The organism is Cupriavidus sp. 01L415 (genome assembly GCF_056400065.1).
The window spans coordinates 33,449-56,824 of sequence record NZ_JBFTSP010000032.1 but is presented as its reverse complement, the minus strand read 5'-3'; the positions used below and the strand labels follow the sequence as shown (position 1 = coordinate 56,824).

The following is a 23,376-nucleotide window of genomic DNA, read 5'->3' as shown; positions in this document are numbered from 1 at the left end:
AGACCAGCAACGCGATAACTTTCAATCAACGCGTCATAGAGAGAAATATCCGAGCGACTCCTGGCAATGAGCTGAGCGCCAGCAACGGCGGCGTAGATGGCGCGGGCACGCCGTTCGCTATCCTCGGAGCTGACAACGGCCGCGGCGGACAGCACCTTGCTCAGCCACGCAACATTCACATCAGCAAAAGTCTGGACCTCTTTCGTCACCGTTTCCGGCAGGTCATCGGATTCGGCAGCCATGAAGCTACACAGACATATGCGATTACCACTCTCAAGCGCCTTGCGAAACGTTTCGGGATAGTGGTGCAGGCAGTCGATCGGATCCGCGGATTCGGCCAAAAGCGCATCCAGAGTAGCTGCTGAGTCCTCCCAATAACGCCTCGCCACCGCTGCGCCAAGATCGGCCTTGCTTTCGAAGTGGTGGTAGATGCTCGCAGCCTTGATGCCTACAGCTTCAGCGAGATCACGAAAATTCAAGCCGCTATAACCGTGCGCCTGCGCAATCTTTGTGGCAGCCACCAGGATTCGCTCCCTGGAGCTTAGGCCTGAATCGTTCTTCACTGCTACCGCCTTTCCGCGACTGTTGACAGGGAGAATTATACCATCTACTGTAAACCTACCTAACGTTAGGTAGATTGGTGGGGAATAGCTCCCCGTCGCGTCCGACCCCGTGTAACAGACCGCATAGAGAGGCAAGATGATTTCCAGCACCATCAATTTCGACGTAACCAAACTCCCGATCATGACGATTTACGATTTCCCCGAAGGACCTTATCCGACACGCGTCCGTATCGCCTTGGCCGAGAAAGATCTGCAATCGCGCGTCGAGTTCGTGATGGTCGACCTCTACAAAGGGGAGCACAAAAGTCCCAAGTTCATCTCCGAGAAAAACTACTCGGGAACGCTGCCGGTCCTCGAACTCAACGATGGAACCTGCATCGCCGAATGCACCGCCATTACCGAATACCTCGATACGCTCGATGGCGCACCCAAGCTGACCGGCAGGACACCACTCGAAAAGGGCGTGATCCACATGATGAGCAAGCGCGCCGAGCTGGAGTTGCTCGACGCAATCAGTGTCTATTTCCACCATGCCACGCCAGGGCTCGGGCCCACCGTCGAGCTCTATCAGAACTCCGAATGGGGGTTTCGTCAGCGCGACAAAGCCCTGAGAGGCATGCACTACTTCAATGACGTTCTGAAAAAGCAGCCGTTTGTCGCCGGGGATGCCTTCTCCATGGCCGACATCACCGTCATCGGCGGCCTGGTCTTTGCGTCGATCGTGAAGCTACCCGTGCCTGCGGAGTGCGAAGCACTTCTAGCTTGGTACGCGAGAATGCGGGAACGACCGAGTGTCCAGAACCAGCCGGCGTTCGCCTGAAATCCGCTGGTGATCATCGGCGTACCCGGATATCAGGGCCACGGGGATCTCCTCACAGCGCCGCGCTGAGCAGACCGTCGTCTATTGGGAGACGACGATACCGTTTCGCGCCGGCGGGCCTGGCCATCCTAAGCGCCCCGCGCCCAGCAATCACCCGCCTCTTGAATGTCAGAAAAATATAGGTTATTTTCTGACAGATGAGGGCGACCATCCCATCCGTTCCTGATCGAATCATGAGGCGCGCCCGCGCTACCGGGCGCGGCGGAGTCTTCACGTCGAGTGATTTCCTGGACATGGCAGCCCGTGCGGCGGTCGACCAGGCGCTTTCCAGGCTGGTCAAGAATGGCAAGCTGCGTCGTCTGGCCCGCGGCCTTTACGATTTCCCCAAGGTCCATCCGAAGCTCGGCCCGCTTTCGCCGACGCCAGACAACGTCGCGCAGGCGTTGGCGCGTGAGACCGGGTCGCAGGTTCAGATCTCTGGCGCTCGCGCCGCAAACGCCCTCGGGCTCACGACTCAGGTGCCGGCAAGAAGTACCTATCTGACCAATGGTCCATCGCGGCGCGTTGTGTTGGGAAAGCGCGTCGTCGATCTTCGCCACGCCTCGCCCAAGCACTTGATCGCGCCCGGCAGTGCCGCCGGTACGGTCGTGCAGGCTCTCCGCCATGTCGGCCCCGTGCGGGCGGCCGACGTCGTGAAGGTTGCAGCGCGTCGGCTTTCGGCCAACGATAAGAAGACCCTGGCCTCGACCGCCGTTCAGGCCCCTGCCTGGATGCGGCCGACACTCGTCTCGATCGCCAATGCAGCGGTAGCGGATATCGATGGATAAGGTTGCCCGTCTCCCCGCCGGTGATCGCGCCGCCTGTTCGGAGAGACGGGCGCCGGCCGGGGTGTCGCCGACACGATCGTTGAAAAGGACTTCTGGGTCTGTTGGAGCCTGAAGCGCCTTTTCGGTCTGCCGAAGGGAACCACTGCAACCCTGGTCTTCAAAGGCGGCACATCACTCTCCAAGGCGTTCGGTGCCATCCGCCGCTTCTCCGAGGACATTGACCTTTCGTTCGACCGCGCAGAACTCGGATATACCGGCGACCGCGATCCCGAGAAGGAAGCGATCAGCAAGAAGCAGGCGGCTCGCCTGATCGAGGAGCTGGTCGGCGACGTCACGCGCCACATCGCTGAGAAGCTTGTCCCGGCGCTGCGCGCCGCGATCGTCGAACAGCTTGGCGAGCCGGTCAGGCGAGTGGTCGCTGGAGATCGACGCTAGCGACGCCCAGACAGTCAACTTCCACTATCCCTCGGCGCTGCCCGCAGCCGAATATGAGGGCATGGCCTACATTACGCCGCGCGTGAAGCTCGAACTCGGCGCGCGGGGAGATCCCTGGCCAACCGAGGTGAAGATCATCCGCCCTTACTCGGCCGACGACTATTCCAACTTCTTCGAGGATCCCGACACCAGCGTGATCGTCCTGTCAGCGCGGCGCACCTTTTGGGAGAAGGCCACCGCGCTCCATGCGGAAGCGCATCGCCCGGCCGAGTCGCAAACGCCGCAATATTTCTGGCGACACTATTACGATCTCGCGATGCTGCTCGACACCGAAGAAGGCAACGCCGCGGCGACGGATTTTGATCTGCTCGCTCAGGTCGCCCAGCACAAGACGACATTCTTTCGCTCCGGTTGGGCGAGCTATGACACCGCGAAGCCGGGCAGCCTGCGGCTGATGCCGGACGAAGCTCGGATCAAGGACTTGCGCGCGGATTATCGGGCTATGGCGCCTATGATGTTCGACGAGAACCCGCCTTCGTTCGACAACCTACTTGCGAAGATCGCGGCGCTCCAAGAAGCCATCAATAGATAGATTGCGGTCCGTCGGGGAAGACAGATTATTAGCTCGATACGGTCTATCGACCTACGCCTTGTAGATGACCTCGGTGACGTCGTCCGAGGCCCTGGGTTCGTGCTCGACTTTTCCGACAGAGGAGCTTCGCGGATTTTTTCGCCTCGGAGCACGAACTTGGAGCCGCCCGCGCAGGTGTGCAGCGCCACCAAGTTGTCTACCGCCTCGCGCGACAGATAGACCACATGCGGATTGCGCCCCTTCATCCGCTGCTTCGGGATCGTCCAGGTCGCATTCTCGAAATCGACCTCATCCCAGGTGGCCTGGATCAACTCGCTTTTGCGCACCAGCGTCAGCAGGATCATGCGCAGCGCCAGCCGGATGGTCGGATAGGTCGCCACCGACTCCATCTGGCGGGACATCAGCCGGATCTCCAGCGGAGACAAGGCACGATCTAGTTCGGGTTACTTCGCTCCCAACCCCTCCCGGATCAATTTCGGAGCCGATGGCCTTACCGCTAAAGACAGCGAGATATCGATTGCGGTCATCCTTTGATAGTCTTTCCGGCTGGCGCTTCAGTGCTTGCGCACCACCACTTCCAGGTACTCGCTCGGCACCACCAGCGACTTGTCGCCGCCACGATTCAGGCCGTTCAGCAACGTGATGAGATCGGCCTCCAATGCCGACGCCCGGTCAGCCGGCAACGCACCGAACGCCTTGTGCACCGGCCCGTACCACGTACGGAAGACCTCGATGAAATGCGCGGCCGAGCGATAGCGGAAATTGAACTGCCGTGCCGTCACCGCGATGTCCACGCCGTGGGGGTCGAACATCGCATGGAGATGTTCTTCCACGCCCCAGCGCGACGGCGGCAAGACGCCGGCAGGCGGCGGCACGTACGCGCCGAGTGTCTTGAACAACTGCCCGATAAAACCTTGCGGCGTCCAGTTGGCCATGCCGATACGCCCGCCGGGGCGGCACACGCGCGCCATCTCCGCTGCCGCCTTCGCCTGGTCGGGTGCGAACATCACGCCGAAGGTGGACAGCACCGCGTCGAAGGTGGCATCGCCAAACGGCAGCGCCTCGGCATCGGCCTCCTGGAACGTTACGTTCAGGCCCTCGGCCTGTGCACGCTGCGCGCCGCGCTCCAGCAACGCGCCCACGTAGTCCGTCGACGTCACCATGCAGCCACGGCGCGCCGCCGCCAGCGTGGCATTGCCATTGCCGGCGGCCACGTCCAGCACGCGCTCGTCCCATCGCAAGTCGCAGGCCTCGGCCAGTTGTTCGCCAACGATCTGCAGCGTGGTGCCGATCACGGCATAGTCGCCGCTGGCCCATGCCGCTTGCTGGCGGCCCTTGAGGGCGACGAGGTCAACTGGGGTATCGCCGGCAGCAGGCGTTGCGGGGGTCGATGTCATGATGCGTGTCTCCTTTGGTGTTGTTGTTGGCCGGGCACCACGGCAGCGCGGACCGGCGTGTTGGCCGCTTGCGGGCCGGTGCTAGGCGCGCGGCCGGTCGAAGCCGGCCTCGCGCGCCAGCACGATGGCCTGCGAGCGGTTTTCCACTTCGAGCTTGGAAAAAATGCTGGTGATGTGGTTGCGCACCGTTTTCTCACACAGCCCGAGGTGCGCGGCGATCTGCGCGTTGTCGCGCCCCTGCGCAATCAGCAAAACGATGTCCCGCTCCCGGCGCGTGAGCGTGGTGAACGCCGGATCGGCGCTTGGCGCAGGCGCGGGCAGGAAGGCGCGGATCTCTTCCAGCCAGCGGTCCCAGGCCGGCTCCATCTCCAGGAGCAGGTGGTTGCCGCTCTCCAGCGGCACGAAGCGCGCATTTGGGATCATGCTGGCGATCAGGCGCCCCTCGTCGAACGGCACGCGTGCATCGCGCACGGCATGCAGCACCAGCGTCGGACAGGTGACCTGCGGCAGCAGGTCCACCACATCGATATTGTTGAAGATGCGCATGAAGCGCGCCGCATTGGCGGGCGACGTGGAGACGCGTTCAAGTTCGTTGAACCAGCGGTGCTGCTCCGCCGTGCCGCCGGGTATGAACTGCGTGGTGAAGAACTGGCGAAACGCGGGGTTCTCCTGCCCCCAGCCCAGTTCCGCAAGCCGCGCCATCAGTTCGGCCTCTTCGCGCATCTCCGGGCCGAGATTGCGCTTGAGCCGGCCGCGTGCGTAGCCGCCGTGCAGGATCAGGTGGCTGACGCGCTCGGGGTGCGCCACGGCATAGGCCACCGCGATCGAGGCGCCTTGCGAGATACCGAGCAACGGAAAATGATCGACACCGGTGGCATCGACGATGGTCTCCAGGTCGCGCAGCCATGCCTCGAAGGACAGGTCCTCGACATGGCGGTCGGACAGGCCGCAGCCGCGTTCGTCGTAGCGCACCAGCGTGTGGTTTTCCGACAGCGCGCACAGCATGTGGCTCCAGACCGGACTGCCGACGTCGAACTCCAGATGGCTCATCCAGTTGGCGGCTTTCACCAGCGGCGGCCCGCCACCCGTGACCGCGTACGCCAGGCGCACGCGGTCGCGGCTGGTACAAAGGCGAATCTGCTGCTTCAGCATCGGCATGGTGGGGTCGCGCGCGGGGCAGGGTACGGCCGATGCGGTGTGCCGGGGCATAGGCTCACCGCGTCCGGTCGAACCGGGCGACTCCCCTATCTTAGTCAACGAGCCCCGGCGCGATGGCAATACATAGGCCACCCGGCCCCGCAAAGTGCGGAAGGCCAGACGTGGCGCGTATCGCGCGCGCCGCATGAGGAACACCACCGAAGGCGCCTTTTTCGTGGAAGCGACGACGTGTCGCTGCGTGCCCGGCCCCAACCGCGGACCGGGCGTCCGATTCACCCCTTACGCATGCCGCGACGGACAGTTGCCGGCGCCGTGATAGCCATCGCTGTAGCCGTCTCGCGGACCGACGCGGTTGCCGCCGTCACTGAAGGCGTCACGCGAGCTGACGCGGTTGCCTCCATCGCTGAAGGCATCGCGCGGCCCCATGCGCGCACCGTCCGTATAGGGATCGACGCGCCCCGAGCGCAGCCCGTCCTGGTACGGATCAAAGCTGCCCTGCTTGCACACGACGCGTCCCGTCTGCACGGAGACTGCCAGCAGAGCGGCCTCTGACGGCATGGCACGGGCGCCGTCGGTAAAGGGGTCGCGCGAGCCGGTGTGCGCCGGTGCGACTTGGGAACTGTGTGCTGCGCTCCCGGTGCCGGCGACAGCCAGCTGGCACAGGCCGACGGCCAGTGCGGAAGCGGTAAGCAGGGTTTTGGCAAGATTCGTACGCATCTCAAACTCCAACTCCAGCAGAGGACGGGGCGGCTTGGCCGCCACAGCATGGCCTCGGTACAGGCGATCTCGTTCAAGGTGGAGGGCGGCACGGGATCGCCTTGGCCGTGCCCGGCCCGTCCGCGCTGCCCCGGCCATCCCATCCTTGGCCACGGCGTCGCGCACGACTTCCTGGATTCGTATCGATGTTGCCGGCCTGGCAGGACCGGTCCGCCTATCTGCGCTGGCCCGGACTGCCTGCGCTGGCCGGACTACCGGAGTTGCGCGAGCTGCCCGAACTACCCGGCTGCCGTCAGCGCAGCCAGTCGAGCAACACCGCCAGCGGCAGCAACGGCACCAGCTGGGTCGCCATGCTGGAATGCATGCGAGGCCGCAGGCTGGCGTGTCGGATGGCGTTCGCCAGACGGGTCAGCAAGTCCTGACACGCGAGCCGCAGGACGGCCAGCCAGCCGTCGGTGCTGATCTCGTGACGGCAGCGCAGTCCGCGCGCCAGCGACACCGCACGGCCGAGATCGCGCGCGGGGGCGCCGTCGTCGGGCTGCAGGTCACGCATGGCGGCAAGCCACGGATACCAGATGGCGTGCGTGCGACACAGCGCCAGGCACAGCAGCAGCGCCACGCCGGCATGCACCAGTCGGCGGCACAGCACGCGAACGTGCTGGCCATCGACGGTGATCGGCTGGGACGGTTGCTGCGGCTGGCACATGACACACGCTCCTCGTTGGTGGGCTCGTTGAATGAGCTCGTTGACTGTCTCGTTGATGAGCCCGTGGAGGCGCTCGTTGGCGAGGGGATCGCCGGAGCGATCCCATGACAAGATTGAGGGGTCCATTGTCGGCATCGCGAGCGGGCGCGACATGAGGCGTGTGTCCCGGTTCCGGACCGGGTGGCGGGTATGAGGGACTCGGAAACGTGGGACGACTGTCCCGGATGGGGGGCCCGTACGGGTTAGTACCGACGGGACTTTTGCGGGTGGGCGGCCGCCCTGCCGCGATGGCATTGGGCGTCGCGGCACGGGTCATCGCGCGGTCGCGAGGCCGCATCGCATGCGAGCGTCCCCAGTCACCACGATGCCGGATGCTCGTTCTCCGCACAACGGGACTGCTGTCCCGGCTATCGCCACGCCTGGGACGCCATAACGGGCGATTTCCGGGACTCCCGCCTCAGGCTTGCGCGCGCAATCGCTGGAATGATCCCGGCACGTCCCATCGACCTATCCAGACCTATCGATATATCGACGTTTCAAGGGACGCCATTCATCAGACAGGAGTTCCGCAATGCAAGCCGTATCCATGCACGCCGACACGCAACGCTATGCCCGCTGTATCGCCGCCTCCAAGCGGATCCGCTGGGATATTGACCGTGACGTCATCCGCGATCGCAGTTTCGATCTGGGTCACAAGTTCCTGCCGGACGGGTTGTCGCTAGTCGACGAGCTACCGTTCCTGACCCCGTCGGAGCAACGATTTCTTAGCCAGGTGCAGGGCCGCACCTACGCCAACATGTTCGGCCTGGTGGAGCGCTTCATTGGCGCCAAGGTGCTGGAGCTCAGCCGCGACCACTGGTTTGGCGACCAGGTGGCGCTGGAGGCGCTGGTGCGGTTTTCCGACGAGGAACTGAAGCACCAGGAACTGTTCCGCCGCATCGAACGCCTGGCCGCGTACGGCATGCCCGACGGCTATCACTTCGACGTGCAGCCCAACGACGTGGCCGCGTTCGTGCTGAGCAAGCGCACCTGGGCCGTGCTGGCGCTGACCTGCCATCTGGAGCTGTTCACGCAGGCGCACTATCGCGCGAGCATCGGCACGGCGCCGGACCTGTCCGAGCTATTCAAGGACGTGTTCCTGTTCCACTGGCGCGAGGAGTCGCAACACGCGATCGTCGACGAACTGGAATGGATCCGCGAGAACGCCAAGATCAGCGCGATGGAACGCGACGCCGCCGTGGACGACCTGATCGCCCTGGTGGGCGGTGTGGACGAGATCCTGCAGGGCCGGGCCAAGGCCGATACCGCCTACTTCATGCGCGTCATCCGTGGCACGCAGGATGCGCCGCGCGCCATGGAGGTGGAAGCCGCCGTGCTCAAGGCGTATCGCTGGACCTACATCGTGTCCGGCGTGCTGGAACCGCGCTTCCGCAAGTTGCTCGGGGAGATGGTCGACGCCACCCAGATGGCGCGTATCGAAGCCGCGATGGCGCCACTGCTGTACGCGATGCCCGCCAGCGGCGCGCCCGTGCCCGCCATGGCGGCCTGAGCCCGCGTCACAAAGCAGCCTGGCCGCCATGCCATGGGACTCCGTATCGGGCTTGGATGAAGGCGGCCAGACACCGGCATACGGCATCGACCGGTTGAACCTACAGTCGGCAGCTGCCGTTCGCGAAGGCCATGATGAGGCCGGTGGCGAACGTTGATCACCTGCGCTCGCCAGGCTTCACGCCATCCACTTCGGTCATGCCTGTCGGGCCGGCCGTGGCTGGATCGAGCTGTCCACTGCGCAGGTAAGCCGCGATCGGGGCCCAGAAACGGGCGGCCTGGTCGCCTTCGATGGCGGCGTTGTGAACCAGGCCGTTGTAGGCGACCAGCCGATGCGGCCCCGCGGCGGCGCCGGCAAGCCGCTCTGCATTGTCAAAGGGGATGAGTTCGTCGGAACGGCTGTGCACCAGCAGCAGCGGCAGCGTGAGCTTGCGCACCTGCGCTTCGTTGTCCCATGGCTCGGGCAGCAGAGGGGCAAGCCAGGAGGGCACGACGCCTGTGGCAACCGCGGCGGCGCGCGCCGTGGCGAAGCCGGCGCCGATCACGACACCGGACGGTGCTGGAGACAGGGAGCCGACGATATCGAGCAGTACCCCCGAACCGAGCGAATAACCGAGGACGTAGCGCCGTACCGCTAGCGGCGTATTTGCGACAAAGCGGCGGTAGGCTTCCAGGCTATCCCCGCGCAGATTGCTGATGCTGGGCCGGCCGCTGCTGGCGCCATAGCCGCTGTAGTCGAACACGAAGGAGGATATGCCCTCGTGGTAGAGCAGAGCCTGCACCATGGCCCAGTCCGAGAGGTTTTCCTCGTCGCCGTGGCAAATCATCAAGGCCGGCGCAGCCGGGTTGGCCGCCTGCACGTAAGAAGCGCGTAGCGTGCGTTGCGAACTGGCAAAGACGAATTGTCGTGACGGTGTGCCGAAACTCTCGGGCGTGAAGGTGCCGGCGGGCTTGGGCACGAACGCTTCGCGCTCTAGCGCGGCGAACAATGCAAGCCGGCCGAGTCCGACCATCACGGCCACGCAGACGGCCCCTGCCAGCCAGCGGCCGAGGGAATGATTGCGCTTGCGATCCATGCCTGCCATGACGAATCAACGTGTCTCGTTGGCGATCAATTGCCTGTCGCCAGCGCACGCAGGGCCGGACTCGACACGATCAGATGAGGCTTCGACTTGCGGCTGGCCAGGCGCTTGCCAATTCCCGCAGCGTCGTGCCGACCGCGATCATTCAGGGGGCGCTTCCGGTCGGGCAAGGACGGGTCATCGCGACTCGATTTGGCATGCAGAACGAGAAACAGGGTCTTCATAGTCCATCCTGGTCCGTGGGGATTTTCTCGATATCCGCGCGTCGGCGGGTCAGCGGACGGCGGCTGCCTTCAACCATGATATCCACTTCCAGCCAAACCAGAAAACCCTCAGTCCACGCCAAGCGCGCTTAGCGGAAGCGGTACGTCACGGCCGCCATCGTCGTCCACTGCTGACGTCGTTCGGTGATCGGGCTCGACGCCGCATCACCGCGCAACCGGGCAAAGGTCACCTGTGCCAATGCCTGCCAGTGCGACGAAATGTTGTACGTCACAAAGGCATTGGCGTGCCACTCGCGCAGGCCGGACCCTACCGCATGGACGGGCAGGCCCGACCGGCTGCTCTGGGCCTGCGTAACACCAAAGAACGTATCCATATAGCGCTGGTCCGTCCACGTGGTACCGGGCCCCATCGTGAACATCCAGCGCCCCACTGGCAGGCTGAAGAACAGATCGCCATTGGCCACCAGACCCTGGCCCTGCCCTGCGATATCCTGCGCGATGTCCGCCGACAGCGTCACGAAATACCATGTCGCCTGCGCAAACGCCCGTCCACGCAAGGTAGGATGCACATCGCCCAGCCCGTTCAGCCGCGCGTTGTCCTTGGCGCGGCGCCATGTGGGATCCAACTGGAAATCCGCGCCCACCTGCCACGTGTCGTCGTTGACCAGATAGGCGCCGAGCAGGTCGAACCCACGCGAGAAGAAACGGCGCTTGTACTCGATATCCTGGTACACGAGGGGATAGACCAGGGAAGAGCGCGCGCCGGGATAGTCGGGGGCAACGTAGAGCGCGGGACCCGCCGCAACCGACCAGTCCCCTTTCCGCGCACCGGCCTCGGCCGCCGGGGGGGTGTCGGACGGAGCGGGCTCCGCCAACGCATGGCCAATGCCGCTGCCGATGAACAGGCAGGCCAGGCACCGCCAGAGAATCGATGTACCCATGAGAGAATCTGGAAAATTGCGGCCGGACAGTCGGCGCGTACACAAAGTCGCCAATTCTACGCGTGGCGACTCCAACCGCCACCCTAGTCCGTGCCGTCGTCGTAAATACGAGCCAACGCGTTTGATACCTGCCGCCCCGGGTCCTGTCTGCCTCCGGGCCCGTCATTCCTCTTGCCGATCCCACCGAGATGCCCCGATCCACCCCCGGCCCGCGTCACTGGCTGCCGTTGATTTGCTTGTCGCTCCTGCTCCTCGCCCAACTCGCCCATGCGGAATGCGCCCCGGCCGAGACGGCTGGCGCACATCGACCCCGTATCGGTCTGGTGCTCTCGGGCGGCGGCGCACGCGGTTACGCCCATATCGGCGTGCTGCGGGCGCTGGAGGCCATGCACATCCCCATCGACTGCATCGCGGCCACCAGCATGGGGGCGGTCGTCGGAGGGCTCTATGCGAGCGGGCTGCCCGCCCGTGAGCTGGATGAGCGGTTATCGAACACAAACCTCAGCGACATCGTGTTCGACCGCAATGAACGTGCGCAACTGCCCCAGAGCCTGCGCGAGGACGACTTCCAGTACCCGATTGGCATTTCGGCCGGCATTGGGGATGGCAAGGTCAAACTGCCTGTGGGGCTAATACAAGGCAACAAGCTGCTCGCGCTGCTGCAGAACTGGACGTCGCAATGGTCCGGGCAAACCGATTTCGACAAGCTGCCGATCCCGTTTCGCACCGTTGCCACGGACCTCGGCACCGGTGCGCCTGTGATACAGAAGAGCGGATCGCTGCCGCGCGCCATCCGGGCCAGCGTAGCGGTGCCGGGTCTGTTCGCACCATTCAGGGTAGACGGCCGTACGCTGGTGGATGGCGGACTGGTCAGCAACCTCCCCGTGCAGATGGCGCGCGACATGGGCGCCGACATCATCATTGCGGTCAATGTGGCCTCGCCCCTCGACGATCCGGCCAGCCTGGACTCGCCCGCTGCCGTCACACAGCAGATGGTGACCATCCTCACCAACCAGAACATCGCCGCGCAGAAGGCCTTGCTGGGTCCGCGCGATATCCTGCTGGAGCCCGACCTCGGCACGCTCTCCTTCACCGACTTCTCGCACGCCAGAGGCGGGGTGCAGCGCGGCTTTGCGGCCACCGAGGCTGCCGCACCGAAACTGGCCGCACTGTCGCTGCCGCCCGAAGCGTGGGAGCAGTACCTGGCCTCGCGCGCCACGCGCGTTGCGTCCCCCAGCCCCACGCGCATCGACGCCCTCGAGATCCACACATCCGGGCGCATTCCGGCCGATTTCGTGCGCAAGTACCTGCGCACGCGCGAGGGCGGGCACTACGACACCGCCACGGTCAATCATGATCTTGCCCAGCTCGCCACCACGGGAGATTTCGAAAGCGTGACCCATGAGCTGGTCCGCGAGGACGACCGCGCCGTACTCAGGGTCGACGCCCAGGAGAAATCCTGGGGACCGCAGTTCCTCTTGTTTGGCTTTGGTATGTCCACCACTTTCGACGGCAAGGGCGCGTTCAACCTGCAGGTTGGCCACCGCTATCCCTGGCTGACACAGAGTGGACTGGAGTGGCGCAACGACATCGTGCTGGGCAGCAACCAGGCTCGCTGGCATACCGAGTTGCGCCAGCCCGTGTTCGATCGCCTCGGCTTCTACCTGGCACCCTATGCCGAATACGGCCGCAAGCACGTGGACGTGTTTCCCGATAACGCCCCCGATCGCACCACGGTGCCGCTCACGGCGGTACGTGTCGACACCGGCATTGTGGGCCTGGACCTCGGCATGCCGCTGGGCCGACTTGGCGAGTTCCGGCTGGGTACCAACTATCAGCAGGTCCGCTATCGGTCCGACTACACCATCACGGGCACCCGGCGCGGGCTGTTCGACAACGTGTATATCCGGCAACCGACCGTGCGCGCCCAGCTGACCATCGACCAGCTCGACGATCCCCTGTTCCCGCGCAAGGGCTACTACCTGTTCGCGCTGAACCAGCTGTCGCTGGGCAACCGGGACCAGAGCTATAACGACTTCCACGCCAAGGCCCTGTGGGCCAGCAGTCTGGGCCGCCATACGCTGAACCTGGCCGCCGAGGCGGCCGTCACGTACAACGACCACCGCAACGACCGCAGCGTCATTGGCGGGCTGGGCTTTACGCTGGGCGGCTTCCAGCACCTGTCGGCCTATGCGCCGGACCAGTTCTCCGGCAACTACCTGCTGTATAGCCGGCTTACCTACCTGAACGACCTGCGCGAGTTCATCCTGCCAGGGCTGCGGTCCACCGTGTTCGGGGCGAGCATGGAAGTGGGCGATGTATGGCTCACGCGCAGGAACTTCGGCAATGGACCGTACAAGACGAGCGCCAGCGTGTTCATCGGCGGCAACAGCGTGATCGGGCCGCTCTATCTTGGTCTTGCGGTGGCGCCACAGGGCACGTGGAATGTCTACCTGCAGCTGGGACGGGTGTTCTAGCCGGTCATCGCTTCGGGGGCCGCCACGGTGACCGCCGGGCGGTACTCCACGCTGTGGATGCGGCCGTTGCTCAATTGCAGGGCCTGGGTGCCGCGGCCCTCCATGGAAGGGCCGTCGGCCTGATGGTAGACCACCGCGATGTCAAGTTCCACGGACTGCCCGTCAATGCGCGGCGTGCCAACCACGTCGATTTGCAGCGAATCGCCCGCCATCTGTCCCAGGCGCTCGAACAGGCCAATCACCGCGTCGCGATCGTTGTAGCTGCCAGCCAGCGGATGCTCGCCGAGATGCCGCCACTGGATACCCGGCGCCAGCAGCGGGAACAGCGCTTCGTAGTGCCGGGTGGTCAGTGCCAGCAGATACTCGCCCACCAGCGTGGTCACGGCCTCGGCGGTCATCAGTCCTTCCACGGTCCGCCTGGCGCGCCCGCGCCCCGCCACGCCATCCAGTTCCAGGAAGTCCAGCACGCTGGCAATCACCTGCTCACGATCGTTGTCCACGCAGATCATGTGATAGCTGTTTTCCACCACAACGCTTTGCACCTGCGGGATCGCGGTCGTCAGGAAATCCAGGGAACGCAGCGTGGTGAGCTCATCCTCGCGCGCGTTGATCACCAGCGTGCGGCACGCAATGCGATGCACCCCGGCCAGGACCCAGCGCCGCAGGCGGTCCACCTGCCGGATGCAAGCCAGCGGTACCCAGCGATAGTGGAAATTGTCCCCGCGCTCGAACTTGGCCTTGACGATGGCGCGCACCAGATCGTTCTTGATGCCGAACGGCTCGTTCTCCTCGACCTTGATCCGCGCAGGCAATCCGGGCATGTGATAGACCAGATGCCGCAACCAGCGATAGGAAGGCGTGGACCAGCCGTCGATATAGACCGGCGCAGCCAGCGCCACCAGTTGGCCCTTGCGATGCTGGCGGCGCTCGCAAAGTACCAGCGCCAGCAGCGCACCCATGCACATGCCGACGACGTGGAACGTGTCATAGCGGTCCACCAGTTCGTCATAGGCCTTTGTCACGGTCGCCAGCCATTGCTCGGCGCGGACCGGCAGGAGGTCCTCCGGCACGCCACCGTGACCGGGCAACGTGACGGCGTGGGTCTCCACACCCGCACGCCGCAAGACCTTGTGCATCGGTCCCAGGTCGTACTGCGTACCGCCCAGCCCGTGGATCAGCAAAGCCCCGACACGCGGAGCCTGTTGCGTTGTCATGCCGCGCGCCGCCCCTCGGAATGCTCGCCCCTGCCTTCGGACAGGCGCCAGGCGCCGGCGATCAGCGCGACGGATTCGTCGCCGTCCAGCAGCGGACCGCTCATATCCACGACTGTCGTTGTGGCGCCGGCCGGCAACAGCAGGCGGAACGTCAGCTCGCCGCCAATTTCGCCATCACTTTCGCGCAGCCAGCGGCGGCGCACCTCGGCGCGGTCGTCGGGATGTACGCAGGCCAGGACTTCATCGAGCGTGGCGAAGGACGATTCCGGAATGCCCAGGACCCTCTCCAGGCTGCCACACCAGCGCAGCCTGCCGGTGTGCGGATCGAGGTTGTAGACCAACTGCATGCTGGCGGCCAGGGCCAGCTCCACATCGTTCTGGCGTCGGGCCGCCAGCTCGTGCAGTTGCTCGCGGCTGGTGCGTAGCGTGCTGATCAGCAACGTAAGCAGCGCGGCCACGGCCAGGTACAACTGCGCGACCAGCAGGGAATATCCGGGATGGAGGGCGGTTTGCGCGAACGGCCCGTCGCCCTGCGCCGTGTTGATCAGGACGAGTGCCGAAAGCAATGCCACGGCCACCGAACCACCGCGCCCGCCCAGCAGCAGGGCGACGATCGCGACAAAGAAGAGCGGGATATAGGTCAGCGCATAGGCCACACCGAGCGAGAGCAGCGAGAGCCGCGTGCCGTCGAACACCACGCCGGCCGTCAGCAGGACGCCCGCCAGTGCCGCCAGGCCAAAGAGGAGTTCGCCGCGCCGCCGGCCGCCGGAACGCACCGCACGGAACCGCGCCCAGCCAGCGAAAACCGGCGTCACGATCAGCACGCCCACGAAATCGGCCGCGGCCCAGATCTTTGCCGTCTGCCAGAACGGTACATCCAGAAACAGCCAGAACCAGCCGGCACCCAACAATGCGCCGCCAATACTGCTGATAGCCCCCGCCAGCAGCAGGCCGCGCAGGAACGCCAGGCCCTCCAGCGAGAACTGGGTCAAATGCACCAGCGCCACTGCCACGGCGGCAAAGCCGATTTCATCGAGCGAGAACAACAATGTTCGGAAGGCATCGCGGCCCTCCACCCAGCCCAGCAGCATCTGGACCGCCAGGAAAGCCAGGCCCAGGCTTAGCCAGCGCCGCACCGGAGCCAGCATGAAGGCAGCCACGGTCACGCCGGCCGGCAGCCAGATATAACCCGTGGCCGAGAACGGTCCGTTGATCTGGTGCGAGACGTACCCAAAACAAAAGTACAAGGCTGCCCAAAGCAGCAGGGTAACGACTCGGTTCGATGGGTTCACAATAACGGGTCCTTGTCTGGGCATGGCAGGCGCCCCTACTGAACGCGACGCCAGCTTCCGCCGTTGACTGCGAGCGCGCCGCGCCGGTGGGCCACTCGCCATTTTTGAGCCCAATAAAGCACTTTATGGATGTGGATCTCCGAATGACCGCAATGGGTCAAGAAGAGGGCGCGTTCTGGCTGAGGGACGAGCGGCAGCGTTGGGGTGTTCCGAGACGGTCCCTCAACCCGCAAATCGGCGAATCGTCGCTTTTGTCCGCCGCCCCCGCCGATGCAAGGGCACCGGGACGGGCCGATTCCCGCATTGGCCCGCATGCGCCCAACCCTGCGCAATCTGGCGTCAGGCCGGCCCAATCCTTACGCTCTCCACCGGCCCGCATCCTCCCGGCCCGAACGCCTCCCGCTTCAGCCCTCCTCCTCCCCCGCCCTTCCCCACTGATACCTGGCAGCTATCGCCAGGGAAAACACGCCATCTTTTGATGCTCGCCCCGAGCCAGTAGGCTTTCCCTCGGGGTGCCAGCACGGGTTGCGTTTTGCGCCGATTGCGCGCTGCAGCAACCTCGCCCGCAATGCCCCGGCCCATGGCCCCCCCGCCCTATACAAACAGAGAGACAGGAATTCCCAATGCGTTACGTCCGCTTTATCTTCGAAGGCAACAAATACCTGGGCGCCCGTGAAGGCGACAAGATCCGCATCCTCGGCGAGGCATCGATCGAGCACCTGCTGGGCGCCGGCGTGGACCTGGAAACCTACGCCAATACGCAGCCCGGCGATCAGTTGGTGGATGAGGCCGACATCACGTTCCTGCCGGTCGTCGAGCATCCCGCCAAGATCTTCTGCATTGGCCTGAACTACGCCGACCACACCCGGGAAAGCCAGTACGAGCAGCCCGCCTACCCCACCATCTTTCCGCGCTATGACACCAGCCTGGTGGGCCACGGCCAGCCGATCGTCCGCCCGCGCGTGTCGGACACGCTGGACTACGAGGGCGAACTGGCCGTGGTGCTGAAGAAGGGGGGCCGCCACATCCGCAAGGAAGATGCGCTGGATTGCATCGCGGGCTATGCGCTGTTCAACGACGGGTCCGTGCGTGAGTACCAGTTCATCACGCCGCAATGGACCGTGGGCAAGAACTTCGATGCCACCGGCGCCTTCGGCCCGGAACTGCTCACCGCCAGCGAAGTGCCGCGCGGCGCCCGGGGGCTGCGGCTGGAAACGCGCCTCAACGGCGAGGTCGTGCAATCGGCCAGCACTGACACGATGGTCTTCGACATCGCCACGCTGATCGCCGTGATCAGCGAAGCCATCACGCTGGAGCCCAGCGACATCATCGTGACCGGTACGCCGTCCGGCATCGGCTGGGCCCGCGAGCCCCGGCTGCTGATGCGCCCCGGCGATGTCTGTGAGGTATCGGTGACGGGCTTCGCCCCGCTGCGTAACACAATCGCCGACGAGGAGGTTGCCGCCAGCGCCGACGAGGCTAGCCCCGCCAAGCGCGCCGCCTGACCGCCATCGCCAGGGGGGAGACCGATGACAACACAAGCGGAGAATGGCGGCGCGGGGGATCGCCCGGCGTCGGGGCATTCAAATGGCGGCGCCGAAGCTCACCCGGCGTCAGTGCATTCGATTGGCCACTACGCGTTGACGGTGCCGGACATGGATCGCGCCGCGCACTTTCATCGCGCGTTTGGCCTGAGCGTGGTGCCCGATGGCGATGGCCTGGCGCTGCTGGCACAGGACGAACACATCTGCGCGCGGCTGTTGCCGGGCGAGCGCAAGGCGCTGGCGTGGCTCAGCTTCCACTGCTTCGCCGGCGATTTCGAGGCGATCCGCCAACAGCTCATTGCCGCCGGCGTCGTCTTTGCCGGTGACTCGCCCCACGCCACGCAGGAGGGCCTCTGGTTCTACGATATCGACGGCAACCTTGTGCAGGTGAAGGTCGGCCCTAAGACCGCGCCGAGTGCCAAGAGCCCGTTGCGCGATATCCATGCGCGCGCGGACCAGCGCGGCGCCCGCGTGCGCAGCCAGGTCACCACGGTGCGCCCGCGGCGGCTATCGCATGTGCTGCTGTTTACGCCCGACGTGTGGCGCGCGCTGGCGTTCTACGAGAGCGCGCTGGGGCTGCGCCTCTCCGATCGCTCGGGAGACGGCATCGCGTTCACGCACGCGCCGCACGGCTGCGATCACCACCTCGTGGCATTCGCCAGGAGCACCGCGCGGGGCTGGCATCACGCCGCCTGGGACGTGGCGAGCATCGACGAGGTGGGCCAGGGCGCCGCGCAGATGGCGGAGGCCGGCTATACGGAAGGCTGGGGCACGGGCCGGCACGTCCTGGGCTCAAACTTCTTCCACTACGTGCGCGACCCGTGGGGTTCGTTCTGCGAATATTCCGCCGACATCGACTACATCTCCGCCGGACAGCCCTGGCCCGCCGGCGACTACCCGGCAGAAGACGCGCTGTATCAGTGGGGCCCGGAAGTACCGCCCTACTTTGTTCACAACACGGAGGCGTGAACGACTGGATAGCGGCCGGGGGCGTTTGCAAGCTTACAAACCCAAAGAGTAAAGGCTCATCGCCGATTTCCGGGGAAGGTCGCCTGGATTGGGAGCATCGGACTGGGATCGGCCAATCTCTGCCATTGCTAAGTTGTCTCCGACCGTCCGTTGTCCAGTCGGAGACAGCCATTGGCTGTGGAGACGTATCATCGGTTTGGAATAGTCTTCGCGTAAGAACTTTCCGCTGCGAGCTTTGATATGGGAGCGCAATACTGGCCCACGAGCGAACTAAAAATCCATTCTGACTATGGAAGGTCGTGACATACCCCCTCGCAACGAAAGTAAAGCTCGGTCTGAGACTAGTCTTGCAAAACGGCTTCTTGGCTCTCTCCGCGCAACAGTGCTTTCATGTCTCTCACAAACCGTCCCAGAGCTTCATATGTTGTAGGAAATTGAGCTGCGGCTGATAAAAGTACTGGTCCACCTGTGGTGCCGTCAGGAACTGCAACACGTACCACGAAGCTGAGTTGACCAGTTGTTCCAACGGGACGAACGGAGAAAAACAGGTGTTCCTGTATTAAGCGACTCTCCTGGGCCGACGAATCCCAGAACCCTCCCCTTATCTCTGGTGCGCCCGCTGACGAAATTGGAAACTCGGCGAAATTCTCCAATTGGCGCAACAATTCATCGGCATTAAAGTAGGCACGTCCCCAGCCAGAGAACTTATCTACCTCGAAGCGCAGCCTCAACTCACCACTGCCATCACCTTCCGCAACGAAATTAAACTTAACATTGTTCACGATATCACCTTATCGGCTATTAAATTTAAGCTCAACATTTAAACCGCGTCGATTACTAAAATAGTGGATCTCTAAACGTCGCCCATCAAAACATTGGTGATTATGAGCCATTTTTACCCACGGACCTGGACCATAATGCGAAACCAAGCGGGGCTCATCTCCCAAGTTCTTCATAATTTCTATCCCTGCTCTGCGGCCTGAGATGGGCCAATGCAGAATATTAATTGCAGAAAAAATAGAAAAAGTACAAGACAATATCGTCGACCCACCTTCCCACTCCCCGAATTTGTTATTGCTAACCAAGCATTCTTCTCTAGCTGGTGCGGCGTACTGCCCGGCAGAAGTCTACGGCGAGGACGACTTCGACATGTACTGAGATGCTCACATCTGATATCAATATGGGTAACATCAGCCACGCTCTATAAGCGTCAGGCAATCTTCCCTCCGTCAGGATGGAAACGCTCGCGAGCGAGCCCCCGTACAGACCTAGGCGCCTGCGGCCAGTTTCGGTTCTGACTTAACCTGAAACGCGTCCGAATGGCCGGACGATATTGCATAACTGCCGTTGACATGGGTTGGCTGAACGGCTCAGAAGGGTCGGCAACCGACGATGACTGCGGTCTGGCCCTCAAACGGCCAGTCGACGGCAGAGTCCAATATCAGCTGTTCGCGAGCACTGCAGTGGCGACATCCAAATGACTCTGCGGGCCAACAAGCAGTCATTCGATTCAAGCGCAAAGACGTCACAGTGCAAGCATTGACATGAGGTAGCGTGTAATCCAAGAGCCGGGCAACGGACTATCGCGCCGGAAGGGAAGCATGGCGCGCTGACTGCCTTTAGGCTTTCCACAATGCGGTAATAAAGTGGTCAACTCAACGGCGTCGCGTCAAATACTCCGGGCAAAATGCGAAAATTTTGGACCACATTCGACCGATAGTCCAGAAACCAGCCTGTCGTTGGGTCGGCCCTTCTGGGGCGCCGCTTGTCACCTAAAATATTGTCAAAGTGCTACGTAAGCCGGCCACGCCGCCAACGCGAACTTTTGGAAGCCGTTAGAACCACGTCTCAATAACTGACGGGTGGTCTATAGTGCTATCTCTTCGCTATTTGGGAGTCTTGGGAATCTGCGCTTTGTTCACTGCTTGCGGACAGATTCCGTCCAAGCATGCTGCGTGCAGAGCTGATTCCTGTCGCCCTCGGCACGAGCACGAGATGTTGCAATCCGGCGAGGCGTCATGGTATTCGGCAACGCTCCAGGGGCATCTGACCGCAAACGGAGAACGCTACGATCGCGGCGCCTTGACTGCCGCCCATCGAACATTACCGCTCGGCAGCTATGTGCGCGTCAGATCGTTGGCTACCGGAAAGTCGGTTGTCGTTCGCATCAACGATCGCGGACCATACGTCAAAGGCCGGATTATCGATCTCTCTTACGCTGCGGCGGAAGCCTTGGGTTTGCCAGACGCGCGGTCGATGCGCGTGCAGATTGAACGTTGATCGCCTGCTTCGGGACGTCTTCTGCCCTACGCGGACCGGCCCAGGAAGAACGCTCGGTTGTGCTCGGCGTCGGGCCGCACCCGGTCATAAGCTGTCATCGCTCGCAAACTCTTCGTATGACCGCCATCCATGAGAGCGGTCATTCCTGGGGCTTCGTCTGAGATGAGTCGATAACGCTGCGCCACAGTGGGCGCAGAGCGCGGCCCGCTGACTATCGGAGCGTGATCCACACGCCGTACGCAACTGCGATCCATACACATACAACTGATATGTATTGACCCTGTCAAGTGCTCGGTGCCTGTTTATGCTGGTTGAACTTGCAGTGTGTTTGGGCCAGGGCCAGCGGTTCTTCGACGGTTGATCATTCTGATATGCGCGGGTTGGGTATCGCATGACAAACGATTCGTCGAGGAGCTGCCTCCGTCTAGTTCGAGGGTTATGCCGTTTCCGGTTGCCTCCTAGTTGTGCGCGAGGATTCTCCACCGCCGCCGGCCCTGGCCCAAACACATTGCGCTGCGTCTCGATCAATGCGGTCTGGCCTCTACCTGCTGGCCGATTGCCCAAATAAATCCCGTCAATTCGCGCGCTATCGCGGTGCAAACTTGCACTGGTAGCTTCCCATGCATTGTCAGGTGACGGAAGCGTTGACATAAGCGCTTCTGTGCACTCCATGCGATCTCCTGTGTCTGGGCAGTGGTGCGCTCGGCGCGCCGTTGCAGCGTTGCTGTCTTGCGGGCCGGGTGTCGATAGGTCCAGGCCGCCTCGACCAACACCCGCCGCACATGGCTGTTGCCAGCCTTGGTAATACCGCCGCGTCGTTCACGCTTGCCACTGGAATGCTCACTCGGCACCAGGCCCAGATACGCCATCAACTGTGGGGCATCAGCGAAGCGCTGCAGATCGCCAAGCTCGGCGACCACGGTCACCGCGGCGATCAGGCTAATCCCGCGTAGCGCCATCAACGCTTCGATTACCGGCCAGACCGGGCAGTCCTGCACCGCGCGTTCGATCTCCTGCTCCAGGCTAGCCACACGTTGGCTGCAAGCCCGGACGGTGTCGATGTATTCCTGCAGCACGATCTGCTGCACTGGGTAGGCAAACTTGATCCCGTCGAGCCAGCGCCAGTGCGCTTGGGTCCAGCGGGATTTACCGCTATAGCGGTGGCCATGGCGTGACAGAAACGACAACAATCTTTGCTTGGCCTGCCGCTGCAGATGCTTCATGTCCTCGCGTGCACGGGTGAGGTCGCGCACGGCCTCCTGGGCTTCGCCGGGGACCCAGACCGCGGTCAGTTCGCCGGCCCGGTGCAGCCGGGCCAGGCTCAGGCTGTCGCGGCGGTCGGTCTTGACGCGTTCGCCGGGCTTGCGTGGAATCAGCGAAGGGGCGACCACCTGACAGTCCTGCTTCAGATCACGCAGTTGCCGATACAGCACGTAGCCACCCGGGCCCGCTTCGTAGCAAAACGAGAGTCGGGCTCCGGCACGTTTGAGTTGCGTAACCAGCTTCCTGATCGCCTCCGGCGTATTCCCGATCTCGCCCATATACCTGACGTCGCCACCTGTGTCCGCGACCGCCACGGCAATGGTTTCTTGGTGGACATCCAGGCCCACATACTTGCTAAACTTGTCCATGACCTGCCCCCTCAATTGTGGCTCTGGGCCGTTGGTTTAACCCACCTCAAGCCTAATCCACGCCGCTTGAGGTGCGGCAGGTCAATACATTCTGTCTAGGGCTACTCCCCAGGAGCTCGTTGGTCGCTGCCCTCGAGTCCCTCAGGAAATTCATTTAGATCACCATGCATTCTCAGGAAAACAGCCTGGTTGTGGTTAATAGACGTGTTCGCTTATCAATCAACTGCGCACCGGTACGATGCTGAACCGGGAGACGCCCTCGGTTGCAGCCATCTCGGCCGCCAGCCCTGCCGGCGATAGCGCGCGCGCCTTGTCCGGTGCGACCAGGCCGACTCGCCACACGGCCTGGTTGTCGGCATACGTGATCATCAGGCTGTCGTGCAGCACGCAATAGCCGCGTGACTTTGCCCTGTCGATCAGCAAGTCGAAGTCCGGCGCTTCGCCGGGTTGGAACGTCAGCGACACATCAAGCGTCATGCGCCCCGGAAGCCTGGACTCCAGCCGATGCAATAGGGACATCGAGCCCACGCACAGCACGGCGAGCAGCAATGCGGCAGCATAAAAACCAACGCCGAGCAACACGCCTATGGCCGAGGCGGCCCAGATGGATGCGGCGGTCGTGAGGCCGCGGATGCTCATGCCGTCTTTCATGATGACCCCGGCGCAAAGGAAGCCGACGCCGGTGACCACGCCCTGGATGGTATGGGTCGGGTCTGCCTGGATGTTCGCTGTGGCACCTCCGTACCACAGCGTCGGGTAGCCGACGAACACAGTCAATGCCGTGGACGCCATGCAGACGAGCCCATAAGTGCGCATGCCGGCGGCGCGACCGTTGTATGAGCGCTCGTAGCCAACCAGCATGCCGAGCAGGAGCGCGCCGGCCATGTTCAGCCCGATGAACGCGTTGGCAGCGAGAAATGCGCCGCTCCAATAGTGCTGCAGATCTCCTGGCATAGGAT

The 23,376-nt window shown here is 63.4% G+C and carries 22 protein-coding genes and 1 pseudogene; 9 read left to right on the top strand and 14 right to left on the bottom strand.

From position 1 onward, the window contains the following. Positions 1 to 563 (bottom strand): TetR/AcrR family transcriptional regulator (locus AC1DOX_RS27015; protein WP_477101584.1); only part of this gene is annotated, 563 nt, incomplete at its 3' end. A gap of 136 nt (positions 564 to 699) precedes the next feature. Between AC1DOX_RS27015 and AC1DOX_RS27010 the strand changes: the two genes are divergently transcribed. From AC1DOX_RS27010 to AC1DOX_RS26995, 4 genes are all read left to right on the top strand, one after another. Further along, positions 700 to 1,383 carry a glutathione S-transferase gene (locus AC1DOX_RS27010; protein WP_441622873.1) on the top strand — a complete coding sequence of 228 codons (684 nt, stop codon included), beginning with the start codon at positions 700 to 702 and terminating at the stop codon, positions 1,381 to 1,383. Positions 1,384 to 1,616: 233 nt separating this feature from the next. Next, positions 1,617 to 2,210 (top strand): DUF6088 family protein, encoded by a 594-nt coding sequence (locus tag AC1DOX_RS27005; protein WP_441622871.1) that lies wholly within the window; start codon positions 1,617 to 1,619, stop codon positions 2,208 to 2,210. Positions 2,211 to 2,243: 33 nt separating this feature from the next. Beyond that, positions 2,244 to 2,645, top strand: a complete 402-nt coding sequence (locus tag AC1DOX_RS27000) for a nucleotidyl transferase AbiEii/AbiGii toxin family protein (protein ID WP_441622883.1) — start codon at positions 2,244 to 2,246, stop codon at positions 2,643 to 2,645. Next, positions 2,566 to 3,237, top strand: coding sequence for a nucleotidyl transferase AbiEii/AbiGii toxin family protein (locus AC1DOX_RS26995; protein WP_441622869.1), 672 nt, complete (start codon positions 2,566 to 2,568; stop codon positions 3,235 to 3,237). Before AC1DOX_RS27000 ends, AC1DOX_RS26995 begins: the two co-directional genes overlap by 80 nt. A gap of 146 nt (positions 3,238 to 3,383) precedes the next feature. Here AC1DOX_RS26995 and AC1DOX_RS26990 read toward each other — a convergent pair. The 5 genes and pseudogenes from AC1DOX_RS26990 to AC1DOX_RS26970 form a co-directional block, all read right to left on the bottom strand. After that, positions 3,384 to 3,671 (bottom strand): annotated as a pseudogene (locus tag AC1DOX_RS26990) (tyrosine-type recombinase/integrase); the annotation flags it as partial. Between the two features lie 120 nt (positions 3,672 to 3,791). Next, positions 3,792 to 4,634, bottom strand: coding sequence for a class I SAM-dependent methyltransferase (locus AC1DOX_RS26985; protein ID WP_441622867.1), 843 nt, complete (start codon positions 4,632 to 4,634; stop codon positions 3,792 to 3,794). A gap of 81 nt (positions 4,635 to 4,715) precedes the next feature. Continuing rightward, positions 4,716 to 5,843 carry an alpha/beta fold hydrolase gene (locus AC1DOX_RS26980; protein WP_441622865.1) on the bottom strand — a complete coding sequence of 376 codons (1,128 nt, stop codon included), beginning with the start codon at positions 5,841 to 5,843 and terminating at the stop codon, positions 4,716 to 4,718. Between the two features lie 228 nt (positions 5,844 to 6,071). Then, the gene (locus AC1DOX_RS26975) at positions 6,072 to 6,509 is read right to left on the bottom strand and encodes a hypothetical protein (protein WP_441622863.1); all 438 of its coding nucleotides are present in this window, start codon (positions 6,507 to 6,509) and stop codon (positions 6,072 to 6,074) included. Between the two features lie 292 nt (positions 6,510 to 6,801). After that, positions 6,802 to 7,215, bottom strand: coding sequence for a hypothetical protein (locus AC1DOX_RS26970; protein ID WP_441622861.1), 414 nt, complete (start codon positions 7,213 to 7,215; stop codon positions 6,802 to 6,804). Between the two features lie 571 nt (positions 7,216 to 7,786). Between AC1DOX_RS26970 and AC1DOX_RS26965 the strand changes: the two genes are divergently transcribed. Then, positions 7,787 to 8,764: a hypothetical protein gene (locus AC1DOX_RS26965; protein WP_441622859.1), complete on the top strand. Its 978-nt coding sequence runs from the start codon at positions 7,787 to 7,789 to the stop codon at positions 8,762 to 8,764. A 157-nt stretch (positions 8,765 to 8,921) separates the two neighbouring features. Here the strand turns inward: AC1DOX_RS26965 and AC1DOX_RS26960 are convergent, their stop codons facing one another. The 3 genes from AC1DOX_RS26960 to AC1DOX_RS26950 all read right to left on the bottom strand — a co-directional run bounded on the left by AC1DOX_RS26960 (position 8,922) and on the right by AC1DOX_RS26950 (position 11,010). Beyond that, the gene (locus AC1DOX_RS26960; protein ID WP_441622857.1) at positions 8,922 to 9,839 is read right to left on the bottom strand and encodes an alpha/beta hydrolase; all 918 of its coding nucleotides are present in this window, start codon (positions 9,837 to 9,839) and stop codon (positions 8,922 to 8,924) included. Between the two features lie 35 nt (positions 9,840 to 9,874). After that, positions 9,875 to 10,069 (bottom strand): SixA phosphatase family protein, encoded by a 195-nt coding sequence (locus tag AC1DOX_RS26955; protein ID WP_441622855.1) that lies wholly within the window; start codon positions 10,067 to 10,069, stop codon positions 9,875 to 9,877. Positions 10,070 to 10,197: 128 nt separating this feature from the next. Further along, complete coding sequence (locus AC1DOX_RS26950; protein ID WP_441622853.1) at positions 10,198 to 11,010, bottom strand: MipA/OmpV family protein; 813 nt, start codon at positions 11,008 to 11,010, stop codon at positions 10,198 to 10,200. Positions 11,011 to 11,198: 188 nt separating this feature from the next. On the opposite strand from AC1DOX_RS26950, the gene AC1DOX_RS26945 reads away from it, so the two are divergent. Further along, on the top strand, positions 11,199 to 13,487 hold the full coding sequence (locus AC1DOX_RS26945; protein ID WP_441622851.1) for a patatin-like phospholipase family protein: 2,289 nt from the start codon (positions 11,199 to 11,201) through the stop codon (positions 13,485 to 13,487). Here AC1DOX_RS26945 and AC1DOX_RS26940 read toward each other — a convergent pair. Continuing rightward, positions 13,484 to 14,701, bottom strand: coding sequence for an alpha/beta fold hydrolase (locus AC1DOX_RS26940; RefSeq protein ID WP_441622849.1), 1,218 nt, complete (start codon positions 14,699 to 14,701; stop codon positions 13,484 to 13,486). The genes AC1DOX_RS26945 and AC1DOX_RS26940 overlap by 4 nt on opposite strands. Then, complete coding sequence (locus tag AC1DOX_RS26935; RefSeq protein WP_441622847.1) at positions 14,698 to 15,993, bottom strand: MASE1 domain-containing protein; 1,296 nt, start codon at positions 15,991 to 15,993, stop codon at positions 14,698 to 14,700. The genes AC1DOX_RS26940 and AC1DOX_RS26935 overlap by 4 nt, the downstream gene beginning before the upstream one ends. A 623-nt stretch (positions 15,994 to 16,616) precedes the next feature. On the opposite strand from AC1DOX_RS26935, the gene AC1DOX_RS26930 reads away from it, so the two are divergent. Together AC1DOX_RS26930 and AC1DOX_RS26925 are read left to right on the top strand one after the other, a co-directional pair. Beyond that, the gene (locus tag AC1DOX_RS26930; RefSeq protein ID WP_441622845.1) at positions 16,617 to 17,498 is read left to right on the top strand and encodes a fumarylacetoacetate hydrolase family protein; all 882 of its coding nucleotides are present in this window, start codon (positions 16,617 to 16,619) and stop codon (positions 17,496 to 17,498) included. A gap of 24 nt (positions 17,499 to 17,522) precedes the next feature. Then, positions 17,523 to 18,506: a VOC family protein gene (locus AC1DOX_RS26925; protein ID WP_441622843.1), complete on the top strand. Its 984-nt coding sequence runs from the start codon at positions 17,523 to 17,525 to the stop codon at positions 18,504 to 18,506. Between the two features lie 341 nt (positions 18,507 to 18,847). Here AC1DOX_RS26925 and AC1DOX_RS26920 read toward each other — a convergent pair whose 3' ends face one another. Beyond that, positions 18,848 to 19,288 (bottom strand): hypothetical protein, encoded by a 441-nt coding sequence (locus tag AC1DOX_RS26920; RefSeq protein ID WP_441622841.1) that lies wholly within the window; start codon positions 19,286 to 19,288, stop codon positions 18,848 to 18,850. A gap of 1,213 nt (positions 19,289 to 20,501) precedes the next feature. Between AC1DOX_RS26920 and AC1DOX_RS26915 the strand changes: the two genes are divergently transcribed. After that, complete coding sequence (locus AC1DOX_RS26915; RefSeq protein WP_441622839.1) at positions 20,502 to 20,786, top strand: septal ring lytic transglycosylase RlpA family protein; 285 nt, start codon at positions 20,502 to 20,504, stop codon at positions 20,784 to 20,786. Between the two features lie 524 nt (positions 20,787 to 21,310). Here the strand turns inward: AC1DOX_RS26915 and AC1DOX_RS26910 are convergent. Together AC1DOX_RS26910 and AC1DOX_RS26905 are read right to left on the bottom strand one after the other, a co-directional pair. Beyond that, positions 21,311 to 22,417 (bottom strand): IS110 family RNA-guided transposase, encoded by a 1,107-nt coding sequence (locus tag AC1DOX_RS26910; RefSeq protein WP_441622837.1) that lies wholly within the window; start codon positions 22,415 to 22,417, stop codon positions 21,311 to 21,313. A gap of 219 nt (positions 22,418 to 22,636) precedes the next feature. Continuing rightward, positions 22,637 to 23,371, bottom strand: a complete 735-nt coding sequence (locus AC1DOX_RS26905) for an MgtC/SapB family protein (RefSeq protein ID WP_441622835.1) — start codon at positions 23,369 to 23,371, stop codon at positions 22,637 to 22,639. Positions 23,372 to 23,376 lie beyond the last annotated feature (5 nt).

Bases quoted from the DNA above. Each gene is read 5' to 3' on its own strand.
- AC1DOX_RS26925 (WP_441622843.1), top strand. From the start codon at position 17,523: ATGACAACACAAGCGGAGAATGGCGGCGCGGGGGATCGCCCGGCGTCG.
- AC1DOX_RS27010 (WP_441622873.1), top strand. From the start codon at position 700: ATGATTTCCAGCACCATCAATTTCGACGTAACCAAACTCCCGATCATG.
- AC1DOX_RS26930 (WP_441622845.1), top strand. From the start codon at position 16,617: ATGCGTTACGTCCGCTTTATCTTCGAAGGCAACAAATACCTGGGCGCC.
- AC1DOX_RS26985 (WP_441622867.1), bottom strand. From the start codon at position 4,634: ATGACATCGACCCCCGCAACGCCTGCTGCCGGCGATACCCCAGTTGAC.
- AC1DOX_RS26965 (WP_441622859.1), top strand. From the start codon at position 7,787: ATGCAAGCCGTATCCATGCACGCCGACACGCAACGCTATGCCCGCTGT.
- AC1DOX_RS26980 (WP_441622865.1), bottom strand. From the start codon at position 5,843: ATGCCCCGGCACACCGCATCGGCCGTACCCTGCCCCGCGCGCGACCCC.
- AC1DOX_RS26970 (WP_441622861.1), bottom strand. From the start codon at position 7,215: ATGTGCCAGCCGCAGCAACCGTCCCAGCCGATCACCGTCGATGGCCAG.
- AC1DOX_RS26960 (WP_441622857.1), bottom strand. From the start codon at position 9,839: ATGGATCGCAAGCGCAATCATTCCCTCGGCCGCTGGCTGGCAGGGGCC.
- AC1DOX_RS26915 (WP_441622839.1), top strand. From the start codon at position 20,502: ATGTTGCAATCCGGCGAGGCGTCATGGTATTCGGCAACGCTCCAGGGG.
- AC1DOX_RS26910 (WP_441622837.1), bottom strand. From the start codon at position 22,417: ATGGACAAGTTTAGCAAGTATGTGGGCCTGGATGTCCACCAAGAAACC.
- AC1DOX_RS26975 (WP_441622863.1), bottom strand. From the start codon at position 6,509: ATGCGTACGAATCTTGCCAAAACCCTGCTTACCGCTTCCGCACTGGCC.
- AC1DOX_RS26945 (WP_441622851.1), top strand. From the start codon at position 11,199: ATGCCCCGATCCACCCCCGGCCCGCGTCACTGGCTGCCGTTGATTTGC.
- AC1DOX_RS26950 (WP_441622853.1), bottom strand. From the start codon at position 11,010: ATGGGTACATCGATTCTCTGGCGGTGCCTGGCCTGCCTGTTCATCGGC.
- AC1DOX_RS26905 (WP_441622835.1), bottom strand. From the start codon at position 23,371: ATGCCAGGAGATCTGCAGCACTATTGGAGCGGCGCATTTCTCGCTGCC.
- AC1DOX_RS26940 (WP_441622849.1), bottom strand. From the start codon at position 14,701: ATGACAACGCAACAGGCTCCGCGTGTCGGGGCTTTGCTGATCCACGGG.
- AC1DOX_RS27005 (WP_441622871.1), top strand. From the start codon at position 1,617: ATGAGGCGCGCCCGCGCTACCGGGCGCGGCGGAGTCTTCACGTCGAGT.
- AC1DOX_RS26955 (WP_441622855.1), bottom strand. From the start codon at position 10,069: ATGAAGACCCTGTTTCTCGTTCTGCATGCCAAATCGAGTCGCGATGAC.